The organism is Sulfurospirillum sp. hDNRA2, from assembly GCF_024206095.2.
Classification (GTDB): Bacteria; Campylobacterota; Campylobacteria; order Campylobacterales; family Sulfurospirillaceae; genus Sulfurospirillum.
Window position 1 is genome coordinate 385,395 of record NZ_CP159800.1, and the last position, 12,517, is coordinate 397,911.

At 44.8% G+C, this 12,517-nt stretch carries 10 protein-coding genes; 9 read left to right on the forward strand and 1 reads right to left on the reverse strand.

Annotated features, from left to right (window positions below):
• Nucleotides 1-39: 39 nt before the first annotated feature.
• Nucleotides 40-2,130 carry a TonB-dependent siderophore receptor gene (locus NL930_RS02030; protein ID WP_254377094.1) on the reverse strand — a complete coding sequence of 697 codons (2,091 nt, stop codon included), beginning with the start codon at nt 2,128-2,130 and terminating at the stop codon, nt 40-42.
• Between the two features lie 137 nt (nt 2,131-2,267).
• On the opposite strand from NL930_RS02030, the gene NL930_RS02035 reads away from it, so the two are divergent.
• The 9 genes from NL930_RS02035 (at nt 2,268) to NL930_RS02075 (ending at nt 12,517) form a co-directional block, all read left to right on the forward strand.
• Complete coding sequence (locus NL930_RS02035) at nt 2,268-2,987, forward strand: response regulator (RefSeq protein WP_254377093.1); 720 nt, start codon at nt 2,268-2,270, stop codon at nt 2,985-2,987.
• A gap of 2 nt (nt 2,988-2,989) precedes the next feature.
• A complete protein-coding gene (locus tag NL930_RS02040) occupies nt 2,990-4,813 on the forward strand; it encodes a histidine kinase dimerization/phosphoacceptor domain -containing protein (protein WP_254377092.1) in 1,824 nt (607 codons plus the stop codon).
• Between the two features lie 84 nt (nt 4,814-4,897).
• The gene (locus tag NL930_RS02045; protein ID WP_254377091.1) at nt 4,898-5,122 is read left to right on the forward strand and encodes a FeoA family protein; all 225 of its coding nucleotides are present in this window, start codon (nt 4,898-4,900) and stop codon (nt 5,120-5,122) included.
• Nucleotides 5,119-7,578, forward strand: coding sequence for a ferrous iron transport protein B (gene feoB / locus NL930_RS02050; RefSeq protein ID WP_254377090.1), 2,460 nt, complete (start codon nt 5,119-5,121; stop codon nt 7,576-7,578). Before NL930_RS02045 ends, feoB begins: the two co-directional genes overlap by 4 nt.
• An 86-nt stretch (nt 7,579-7,664) precedes the next feature.
• Nucleotides 7,665-8,102, forward strand: coding sequence for a Dps family protein (locus NL930_RS02055; protein ID WP_254377089.1), 438 nt, complete (start codon nt 7,665-7,667; stop codon nt 8,100-8,102).
• Nucleotides 8,103-8,322: 220 nt separating this feature from the next.
• Nucleotides 8,323-9,489: an Opr family porin gene (locus NL930_RS02060; protein ID WP_254377088.1), complete on the forward strand. Its 1,167-nt coding sequence runs from the start codon at nt 8,323-8,325 to the stop codon at nt 9,487-9,489.
• 1 nt (nt 9,490) lies between these two features.
• Nucleotides 9,491-9,976: a Fur family transcriptional regulator gene (locus NL930_RS02065; RefSeq protein WP_254377087.1), complete on the forward strand. Its 486-nt coding sequence runs from the start codon at nt 9,491-9,493 to the stop codon at nt 9,974-9,976.
• Nucleotides 9,969-12,140, forward strand: coding sequence for a cation-translocating P-type ATPase (locus NL930_RS02070; protein WP_254377086.1), 2,172 nt, complete (start codon nt 9,969-9,971; stop codon nt 12,138-12,140). Before NL930_RS02065 ends, NL930_RS02070 begins: the two co-directional genes overlap by 8 nt.
• Before the next feature lie 59 nt (nt 12,141-12,199).
• Nucleotides 12,200-12,517, forward strand: a complete 318-nt coding sequence (locus tag NL930_RS02075) for an HMA2 domain-containing protein (protein WP_254377085.1) — start codon at nt 12,200-12,202, stop codon at nt 12,515-12,517.

Below are 12,517 nucleotides of genomic sequence, written 5' to 3' on the forward strand. Positions count from 1 at the left end.
CAAAAAAGGACTAAAGAGAGAAAAACTCTCTTTAGATGCCTAGTAGGTGTAAGCAAGCGTAATGCCCACATTGCGCGGTTCTCCGTAGTTAATGTATGGTTTGACTAAACTGCCGTAGTATTTTTTATCGCCGACGTTATCGACATAAAGGGAGGCTTTAAAGTTTTTCGTAAACTGGTAGCTTGCCATCACATCCACGATGCTGTACGCATCTTGGGTTGCACTGCCGTACCAGTACGAAATACGGGTCGCATTTTGCCATCGAAGGGCGGCGCCAAGTTTGAGCGCATGGATGGGCGAATAAGTCAGCATCGCTTTGAGCGTTTCGGTTGGGATATAGGTTTGCGTATCTTCGCCGTCGGCATTTTCGATGGAGAGATTGGTATAGCCTAAAGAGGCGTTGATCTGCTCACTTAGCTTTCCGGCTACCTCGACTTCAAATCCTTTGGTGGTCACCCCATCTTCCAAGGTGTAGTACGATCTGCCCGTTCCATCACTCAGGGTTCCTGCATAACTTGCAACATTGTCCTGAGAGGTTTTAAAGAGCGCAAACGAGGTGTTAAGCGCATTATCAAACCATGAAGATTTGATGCCAAATTCCAGGTTTTTTCCCTCTTTGGGGTCAACGTATTGACCATTTTCATCTAAATAAGCTTGCGGTGTGAAGCTGGTCGTATAACTGACATAGGAGGAGATGTTAGGTGTAAATTTATAGAGCAAAGAGGCGTAAGGTGTCCAGATACCGTCATTTTCAGAGGTCACATCGCTGTCCCAATAGCCGTACCCTTTTTTATCAAAATTTGAGACTTTGGTTCCCGCAATAAGACTAAGCGAATCGCTCAGATGGTACTGTGTTGCGGCAAAGACCGATTTTTGCTCCTCTTTCCATTTGGCAAGCAGGGTGCGATCATCAAAAACAGGACTCACGGTAGTGCCGTTCCATGTCGTGAGATCAATTACCGTTCCTGTATTGTCAAGATCATAATCGGAGCGTTCATCGGCGTCTCGTTTGGCGATGTTAATGCCAAAAACAGCTTCATGTTCCCTGCCAAAAAGATCGTATTTACCATCCATCGTGATGTCAAAAAGATGCTCTTTGGTATCAAAGGCATACTTTTGCAACGCATCAATCTCTAAAACGCCTGAATAATCCCAAAGATTGATCAGCTTAGCATCTTGTTTCGTGTCTTTGTATTTGTAGGTAGCTTTTAGATTCCAACGAGAGGAGAGCGGTGTGCTAAATTCCGTAAAAAATTCATTGGTGGTCACATCTCGGTACGACCAGTCGCTTGCCGCATTGGTCGATACATCGTAATCATTGCCATCAAAGGCAGGAATGCCGCCCCATTGAGTACCGTTGTTTTTATCGGAGTAATGCGTCGCACCAAAGGTGATGCGTGCGTCGTTCATCACATCGGCTTCAACGATGCCTGAAACCAAGGTTGAGTCACTTGAGTAGCGATCCAGATACGAATCACTCGTCTCTTTTGCTACGATCACACGTCCTCGAATTGTCTTTGATTCATTCAAGGCACCCGAAGCATCGGCTTCGATGCGTTTTTTATCCCATGAACCGTAGGTGAGTTTAGCCTCGGCTTGTGTGTCGCTTGTCGGTCGTTTGCGAATCAGATTGACCGTCGCGGAGGGATCGCCGTGATTGCTTGAAAGTCCTGTCGCACCTCTGGTCACTTCGATACGATCATACAGTGCCATATCAATATCGCCGTATTGGTAGTCGTACGATAAGGGTAAATTTACACCATCTTCTAAAAGATTGGTAATCGTAAATCCACGTGAGGTAAACATCGTTCGATCCGATTCCATTTTTTCAACCGTAATGCCTGTGGCATACTCAAGGGCTTCGTTGATGGAGTCAAGATTAAAATCTTCCATCTGTTCGGATGTCACGACTGAGACGCTTTGAGGCGTTTCCAAAGGAGTGAGATTCATCTTGGTTGCACTCGACATTTTGGGAATCGTGTAGGAGTGACTTCCCTCGGTGGTATCGCTTTTTTCGGTGATAGTAATGCCTTCAAGCTCTTGCGTATTTTTGGTCTCATCGGCATGGGCAACCGTAAAGAGCAGAGCAACGGTGACAAGAGAACATTGGACTTTCTGACGCACTTTCATAACATAGATCCTTTTATAATTGATAACGATAATTATATACGTATCGTATCACACTCACATCACAAGGTCAATATTTAAAGAGATTTTTCTACAATTTTAAGTATTATTATCAATATTTTTAAAAGGGCGTGCCGTTTATGTATAAAAATCATTGGATGGATAAGAGTGAAATCTCCATTTTAATTATCGAAGATGAAGCGGTGTTAGCCCTTGGTTTGGAATACACACTCAAATCCTTTGGCTATCGGGTATGTGGGATTGAAAGTCAGTTTGACTCAACCATTAAAAATCTCTCTTCCTCTACTCCCGATTTGGTTTTGGCGGATATTAAGCTAAATGATCACATCAGCGGCATTCACATCGCCAAATACATTTGGCAGACGCACAAAATTCCGATTATCTTTTTAACCTCGTATTGTGATGAAAAAACGATCAAAGAAGCGATGTCCTGCGAACCTTACGGCTATTTGGTGAAACCTTGGAAGGATGAGGAACTCAATGCGATTATCCAGACGGCGATTAACAAGCACAACTACTTTTTTGCCCATCAGGAGACGTTGCAAAACGATACGGTGATAGAATTTGACCATAATGTGACGTACCACAAAGGCAAATCCATTCTCTACAAAGAGGGTGTTGCGCTCAATCTTACGGGCAATGAGACAAAGCTTTTGGACATTTTAAGCGATTACCCCAAAGAGGCGGTTTCGTTTGAGCGCATTAGCAGCTACATTTGGCGGGAGAGTTTGTATGATTTGGGGCGTCTGCGTACGTTGGTGTACCGTTTGAAGCAAAAGATAGGGTTTAACATCGTTGAGAGTGTGTTTGAAACGGGTTATCGCCTCAAAGGGCATTAAGCGTGTCGTCGTATAAAAATGTTCCCGTGAGCCTTAAAGTGGGCATCGCGTTTTTGCTCATCGGTCTGTTTCTTTTAACGATGATTTTCATGCTTTTTATTCCAAACCTTCAACACGAGCAGTATCAAAAAGCACTCTCTCAAACCGATCAAATCGTGCGTCTGACCAAGCATCAAATTCTTTTAGTGGTCGATTATTTTAGAGAGTATCGAACGTTTGAAAAAGATAAATCCAAACGGGAGATCGAAAATGCGCTTGAGAAGATGAACATGCACGCAAACATTGATGATGCGTACCATCTTGAGGGCTTGAAGAAGGACTTGGAAGCTTTACATGTAACGTTTAATTGCAACGTCACTTTGGTTAAAAACGGTGAAAATGAGCTTTCTTTACCGCATGAAAAAGTTAAGAGAGCGTTTGATTTTGCACCTCTTATTTTTAATAGATGGGAAATGGTAGATGACACCAAAAGCATGTGTCAAAACAACAGTTATGCACTTTATAAGACACACATCAAAGCACATGAGATTCAGCTAAGTTGCAATACGGTGTTTGAAGAGGGGTATAAAGACATCGAAAAAGATGTCAAAAAAGTGGTGCAAGACGGCTTTTCCCTCAGTGAGCATCTGCACAAAGGCAAGGTGTATCTGATGTGGATTAACACGCACCTGAGCGAAGAAGAGCGCAATGAGCGTATGGATAGCCTTAAAAATGCAAACAATGAAAACTACTGCATCAGCAAAATTTCCAATGTTCGTCTGCCTCAAACGGGTGCTTTACATGTAAAGGATCTTTTGGACGTCAACGACACGACCATGCTGACACATACGCTGGACAACCAGCCGACGTTGACGTGGATCAGCAACATCTACACCAACGATAAAGAGGCGTTTGTGTTCATTTTAAGTGCGTATGAGAAAGATTTTCAAGATGAGGTGCAAACACCCGTGATGAAACTGGTGCTCATCTCCATCGCTGCACTTTTAGTCTCCATTTTATTGGGCTTTTTGCTGTTTCGCAAGTGGATTCATACGATCGAGATTTTATCGTATACGGCGCGGAACATCTGTTTGGGGCAATTTAACCTTCGCAGTAACATCAAAGGCAACGATGACATCGGCATTTTGGGAGAGGCGTTTGATTCGATGTTGGATAGCATTGAGGATAATCTTAAGCATCTTGATCAAAAGGTGCAAGAGCGAACGCACGCCCTTGAAGCGTCTTTAAAAACCAAAGAGACGCTTTTAAAAGAGATTCACCATCGGGTCAAAAACAACCTCGCGTTGACGATTAATTTCATCAAACTGCAACGCTTCAAGATCGACAACGCGGAGATTCAAGCCGTGCTGGGTGACATTGAAAACAGGATTTACACGATGGCACTCTTGCATACGAAGCTGTATGAATCGGACAATTTAGACGCGATTGACCTTCAAAAATACATTGAAGAGCTTGTGGCTGACATCGCTCAGAGCTATCGTATCTCGGAGAAAATCCGTTTACATGTAAGCGTCGAACAGCTCTTTTTAAATATCGATTATGCGCTTCCATGCGGACTTTTGATCAATGAATGCGTGACCAATGCGATCAAACACGCCTTTGATGAAAGAGGTGGTGAGATTCGCATTGGCTTTACATGTAAAGATCATCATGCCGTCTTGTCCATAGAAGATAACGGCAAAGGGTTATCGGCACCCCCTTTGGCGACGCTCAAGACGTTAGGATTGCAGTTGATTCATACGATCGTCACGAAACAGCTTGGGGGTAGTTTACAGTATGTGAACGGCAACGGCTTGAAATGGGTTTTTCATTTTACATTGGGGTAATACATTGATAGCAAATATCAAAACAATTTTGTTTTAAGTGAAATTTTTCTATGATCACTGATTCTACCATGAAGGAAAGTTAGAATGTATTTAAGCGAAGTCAAAAAAGGACAAACGTGTAAATTGCTCGGGATTGATTCTACGGGTAAACTCAAACAAAAATTACTGGATATGGGATTTATTGTCGGGGCGGACATTGAAGTGGTGCGCGAAGCACCGCTTTACGATCCGATGGAGCTTCGTATCCATGCGTATTTAATTAGCCTCAGACGTAGCGAAGCGGCTTTAGTGGAGGTGGAAGTATTATGATCAGAGTCGCTTTAGCGGGACAACCCAATTGCGGAAAGTCTACGATTTTTAATCTTATCAGCGGTATTCATCAACATGTTGCCAATTATCCGGGCGTTACGGTCGATAAAAAGGTCGGACGCTTTAGCTGGCAAAACGAAACAATAGAGATGGTGGATTTGCCCGGTACCTATTCGTTTAGTTCGTATTCTTTGGAAGAGCGCGTTGCCAAAAATTTTCTTTACGACGAAACGCCCGACGTGATTTTAAACATCGTAGACGCGTCCAATCTCAAACGCAATCTTTACCTAAGCTTTCAACTGCTGGAAATCGGTCTGCCCGTCGTGATCGTTTTAAATATGACGGATGTCGCGACGCGTAGAGGAATGCATATCGATACGGCAAAAATGGAAGTGTTATTGGGCTGTAAAGTCGTTTGTGCCAGCGGCGCAAAGGGAGAAGGAGCCGAAGCGATCATGGAAGCCGTTTTTTCGACGTATCGCCAAAAAGAACAAGACCGAAGGTTTACCCTACATTACGAAGCGTTGGAACCGTTTATTCAAGAGATGGAAACCGCAATAGCCAATGTGGATACGGCGTTAAATAAGCGCTGGATGGCGATTAAAATTTTAGAAGAAGATCGTGCGCTTATCGAAAAACTAGATTCCGATCAAAGACGTTTGTCGGAAAAGACGCAAATATGCCAAGAGCGTTTTCGCGCCGCGCACCATCAAGAGATAAGCGCATTTTTAGCGGCAGTGCGTTACGACTCTGCCGCTATTGTCGCGCATCAGTGCGTTTGTCTGAGTTCTAAAGCCCTCAAAGAGACTTTAACCGACAAAGTCGATAAAATCGTTTTAAACCGTTGGCTTTCTTTTCCGATTTTACTGCTGATCATGATCGCGGTTTATGAACTTTCCATCGTCGGCGGCTACAAATTGACCGATTATACGTGGCCGATTTTAGCGGGATTTAAAAGCTTTGTCGTCGATCACTTGCCTGCGGCGGATTTGATCAACGTTCCGATGATTACGGATTTAACCGTTTGGATGCTCAACAGTGCCAATGCGTTGCTCAATTATATCCCCGTCTTTTTTATCTTGTTTGCGATGATCGCCGTGATGGAAGATGTGGGCTATATGCCGCGTTTGGCGTTTATCTTAGACCGCGCCTTTAAGAAATTCGGTCTACACGGCCAATCCACGCTTCCTTTAGTTCTTGGCGGTGCGATGGTCGGCGGGTGCGCCGTTCCGGGAGTGATGTCGACCAAAGGCATTGCCGATGAGAGAGCGCGTATGGCGACTATTTTGGCGGTGCCGTATATGAATTGTTTAGCCAAAGTACCGTTTTACACGTTGATATTAGGCGCGTTTTTCAAAGAAGAGATGGGAATGATGATGTTTTACATCTCGACCGTAACGCTTTTTATCGCTTTGATCGTCTCTAAAGTGCTTACGAGTACCCTTTTACGAACCCGCGAAACCGCGCCTTTCGTGATGGAGCTTCCACCCTATCACCTCCCGACGTTTAAGGGCGTGTTGTTGCGTGCCGCTCAGAGGGTTTGGGTGTACGTTAAAAAAGTCGTGAGTATCGTACTCGTCGTAGCGATGGCTTTGTTTGCCTTGTTGCAGTTTCCGGGACTTGAAGCAAACTCAAAACGCGCATTTGACGAAAAAGTCGAAAAAGTGTTGAGCGATTTTGATAGCAAAGTGAACGCCAATACGTACTATGCCCGAATCGATACGAGAGAGAAAGTCTCAACTCTTTTAAATGCCTATGACATGTATAAATCAAAACGCATGATCGTATCGGGAAACGAAGAGGCTAAAAAAGTCGATAAAACGTTTTTAAAAACCTATCCGGATCTTTTTATTTTGATTAAGCCTCAAGCGGATCCAGCGGCAAAAACCGTCAATAACGCCTTACGCGAACTCTCAAACGTCCGCAAAGATCTTTTGCGTCAGATTAAAAACGAAAAGATCGAAAAGAGCTTTTTAGGAATCGTCGGACACGCCGTCGAGCCGTTGACGCGTTATGCCGGATTTGATTGGAAAATCAACGTCGCCTTTTTAAGTTCGTTTGCCGCGCGTGAGAGTGCTGTGGCAACGCTGGGTTCTTTATATGAAAATCCAAAAGCGAGTTCCGTGCGTGCTGAAGACGCCATGGTCGATAACGGCGGCTATTCGTCGCTCAATGCCGTAGCGATTTTAATTTTTATGATTTTAACGCCGCCGTGCATTGCGACGATGATCGTGGTCAAAATGCAATCTGATAGTTACCGATGGATGTTCTTTGCCACTTTTTTCCCGATAACGCTCGGTATCGTATCGGCGTCTGTGATTTTTTCTCTCGGTAATGCTTTGGCTTGGAGCGGTTTGGAAGCTATGGGGTACTTTTATGCGAGCGTCGTCGGTATCGCACTGGTTTTAGGACTTATTCCAAGTCGCATCAAGGCTTGGTCTTACACAAAAGATTAAAAATTAAATTATCAATTAATAATTATTATTGTTTAATAGATAATAGCTATAATTTCACTATCATAAATCTATATAAGGAGTATCCGATGTCAAAAGTCATTCAACACTTACAAGAGATCCAAGCAGACAGCCATGTGCTTTATGTCACGATTCACAATTACCATTGGAACGTTAAAGGCTTACAGTTTTTTGCGGTTCACGAAGCAACCGAAAAATTATACGACGCCATGTCTGAAATCTTCGATGAGACGGCAGAACGCATTTTGCAATTAGGTGGTACGCCTTTAGTCAGCATTTCCGAAATTACGGCAAAAACGACGCTCAAAGAAGAGACGAAAAAATCCTTCGAGGTCAAAGAGGTGATCGAAAACATTGCTAAAATACTCGAAGGAATGCTGGCACAATGGAAAAAGCTTTCTACGCTAGCCGAAGAAGTACGTGATACGACGACGATGACTATGGCGGACGATAAGATTGCCGAACTTGAAAAACAGTTGTGGATGTACCGCGCAACCTTAGCCTAAGACTCTTGAAACGGCACACGCTTTCATGCGTGTGCTTTCTGCTTAAAAAACATATCTTGGAAGACGAGTCAAACGACGTCTTTGGCATCTTTAAGTATTAGCGATAAAGTTCAAAATCCTATAGCATTAAATAAGTTTATTGATAGTAAGAATCATATTATAAGAAATTAAGTTCCTTTTGTCTATTATACGATAATAATTATCAAGACAAAGGAAAGAAATGAAAAATACCTATTCACGTATCGTCGGTGCGTTGGTTTTAGGCGGTACGCTAGGTTTTGCAGCGGATGCGGGCAATTTGGAAGAGGCGTTAAGTCAAGGCGAAATATCGGCAAGTGTCGGAGTTTACGGGCAATATTCTAACTATCAAGGTGGAACGAAAGATAGCGGGTTTTCCAACGGTTTTACGGAAATCGGATTTGAAACGGCTCCGTTGTACGGCGTTAGTTTAGGCGTACGCGGATTCGGCAGTGCCAAAATCGGCGAAAAAGAGGACGGTGACTATAAAGCCGAGGGCGCGATTGAAGACAATGCCGTGCTTTCCGAAGCGTTTATCAAAATCGAACACGAAGGGATGGGGAAAGTCGTCCTCGGACGTCAAGCGGTCGATTTTAATTGGTTGACCGATTATATCGAAGGTGCGAGCGTTGAACTAAGTGCTCTCCAAAATCTCGTCGTTACGATGGCTTGGGCGCGTAAATATGCGGTCGTAGGCTTTGACGAAGTTTCCGAAAAATTCGGAAAGATCAATGAAGATGACGGTCTTTACATGTTAGAAGTCAAATACACGCCGATCGAAGCATTGGAGCTTAATCCTTACGTCTATTACGGCGAAAATCTCTTCGGTGCTTACGGTATGAAAGCCGTGTTAAGCCTTGAGCCAAGCGATGCGCTTAAGACGACGACGATGCTTCATTATGCAAAGATTAACAGCGACGCGACCACCGAAGAAGACGACGGATCGGGCGCTATGGTAACAGTGAACGCTAAAGACGGTTCGTTTATGCAAGCCGAACAGGGATTTGAGTTTGCCGGAGCGTTGCTTGCACTTGGTTACGTGAAAGTCGCTAAAGACGGTCTAGGCGGGTTAGGCGAAGCCGGCGATCAAATGCCTTTGGAAGACGGTAATCATATTTTTGATGACAATGCTAGAACCCCTTATGTTCGTGCGGAGTACGAGATCGAAGGCGTCAAACTCTCCGCTCTTTACGCGCAAACGAAATACGACGATGCGGGTTTAAGTCTGAAAGAAAAAGAGTTGGACCTTAGCGTCGGTTACGAGATTATCAAAAACCTCGAAGCCTCTTTGATTTACGTCAATGTCGACAACGACGCAAAATCCGACAGCTATAATGCGTTTAAAGCGCTCGTTCAATACACCTTCTAACATGCAAGAGCACCTTATAAACGTTAACGAAGATGAAAACGCCTCGTTAACGTTTGAGGCTTTTTACAAGCGTTTTCAAAAGATGACATGTAGCGTTAAATTACGCCATTCCGATCAACGAGAGACGCTTTTGAAAGTGCTTTTTAAGACCCAAAAGCATCTGAGTGCCGAAGAAATTCAAACGCTTTTAAAAAACGAACATCGCGTCGGCGTTTCGCTTGCGACGGTGTACAAACAGCTTTTACTTTTAGAAATGTTAGACCTAGCAAGCGTCGTCGTTACGTTTCCGAAAAAAACCAAACGGTATCGTTTAAAACACACCTTTCATCACGATCATTTGGTGTGCGTGAAGTGCGGACGGATTATTCCTTTTTACGATCCGGTAATCGAAACCGAGCAAGAAGCGATTCTTGCACACCACCATTTTACAGGCATTCACCATACGATGGTTTTGTACGGTATATGCGAAAGGTGTCACCATGAATGAAATGATACTTAAAAGTTCCGTTGCGGGACGTGCGCGTTTTAAATACGGCGCGTTTAAGCACTTAGATGAAAAGGCGTTTGAAGCTTTGTTAGGTTTACATGTCGATTCGTTTCGCGTCAATCGCGCCTGTGCTTCGTTAGTCGTTTACTTCGATCCGCTGAAAACGACGCTTCAAACGATTATCGATCTTTTGCAAAAACGCTTTGAAACCGCTACGCTAATGCCTCACGTTTCCTCCCCCGCCGCACTCTATTGTCCTTCGTGCGCTTCGTGTAGCGCCTGCGAATCTAAAATCAATTCTCCTCAATCATGGCGATCCAAAATCTGGAGTTTTGTTGCGCTTTGCGGCTATGCGCTTTATCTGTTTGTTTCCGAAACGTTTTTCGGCGCAAGCGCTTTCGCGTTGCCTCTGCCCTTAACCGCATTTGTGGCATTGGCGGCGGCAATTCCTTTATTACAAGAAGCGTATGCGGATTTTAAAGCCGGACGTTTTAGTTTGCATTCGTTTATGGCAATCGCGCTTTTAGGGGCGATCGCAGGAGGCGAAGCGACGGCGGCATTTGAAATTGTCTTTATTTTGCGCGGCGGAATGTTGTTGGAAGAGTATACGGCGGAGCGTTCTAAAAAACAGATTCACGAACTGATGGCACTTGGGATTAAAAAAGCGTACGTGCTCGTCGATGAGATTGAAGTGGAAACCGATGTTTCCGATATCCGCGAGGGTGATACCGTCGTAGCAAGAAGCGGCGAGAGAATTGCGGTTGACGGCATGATCGTAGAAGGAAGTGCCGAAATCGACGAATCGGCGATTAACGGACGGAGTGAGCCGGCATTTAAGACGTTAAACGAGACGGTTTACGCCAATACCTTAGTGCAAAGCGGACGCATTTATATTCGCGTGAGCGCGACGGGCGAGCAGACCTATTTGGCGCGTATGATCGCCAAAGTCGAAGCGTCGTTGGCGCAAAAGTCGCCGAGCGAAGTCGCCGCCGATCGGCTTGCGGCACGGTTACTTACGTTAGGCACGTTTTTAACCGGAGCCACTTTTTTACTCACCGGTTCATGGCTACGCGCATTTTCGGTTATGATCGTGATGTCCTGCCCGTGCGCGACGAAACTTGCCGCGAGTACCGCGATCAGTGCGGGTATCGCAAAAGGGGCGAAAAAAGGTGTTTTGATTAAAGGCGGTGCCTATTTGGAAGCCGTCTCTCAAAGCGAAGTCTTTTGTTTCGACAAAACGGGCACGTTGACCACGGGCGAGCCGAAACTCGTTCAGAGTATCTGTGCGGAAGGCATTTTAGCGCATGACCTTTTATGTACCGCCGCCCTTGCCGAACACCACAATAGCCATCCTATCGGCATCGCGATCACGAAAGCCGCAGAATTGGCAGGCTTTACATGTCACGAAGACAATCCGAGCGACATTTTTGCGGGTCTTGGCGTACGACTCAAAGATCACGCCGGCGATATTGCAGTCGGAAACGCGAAATGGATGGCGCAAAACGGCGTGGATATTTCATCCTTACATGTACAAAGTTCGCAAGCGTTTTTAGAGGGGTATAGCGTCGTGTATGTTGCACGCGGAAGCCGATTGTTGGGCTTTTTGAGCTTAGAACATACGGTAAGGGCGGGAACGCTTGCGATGCTTCAAGGGCTTCGTAAACGGGGCGTTAAACATCTGGTGCTTTTAAGCGGCGACGAAGAGACGGTTGCGCGCGCGTTTGGGCGTACATACGGGTTTGACGAAGTGCATGCTAACGTGATGCCCGAAGAAAAAGCCGACGTCGTTGAAGCTCTAAAAACGCGATATGCCAACGTCGTTATGGTAGGTGATGGCATTAACGATACGTTGGCGATGAGTAAAGCCGACGTTGCAATTTCGTTTGCGAGCGGAGGAAGCGAAGCGGCGATCGAAGTTTCCAATATTGCGGTTACCGATAGTAATCCCGATGCGATTTTACATCTTTTTGATCTTTCCAAAGAGAGCCTGCGCGTCATCAACCAAAATTATTGGATCGGTACGGGAACCAATTTAGTAAGTGTGGCGTTTGCCGCGGTCGGAGCGTTACCGCCGGTGCTTGCCGGTGCGATGCATATCGCCCATACGGTCGGCATCATGGCAAATTCGTCGCGGATTGCATGGAGCAATGATAATAATTCTTAAAAAATGTTAAGTTTGACTTCAGTTATAAGTTTCTACAATACGATACAAAGGATATATTGATGGAAATTACCGCTGAAAAACTTGTCGAATTAGGTCGTTATTTTTCGATCGTTCATCAGATTAAAGGGCGCCTTCGCGTACGTGTCGATCCAAAAATTAGGTCGCACGGCGAAACGGTTTGCATCGAAGATATCGAGGCATTACCTCAAAAAATCGAGGGCATCAAAAGCCTCAAAATTAATAAAATCGTAGGTTCCATCACGATCGAGTACGATCCTACTCTTTTCCCCGATCATCTCTGGAGCAATCTGGTCAAAGGCGAGAATTTAGAGGAAATTATCGCCGTTTTAACAAAGCTATCAAAGGAGTTTGTCTAA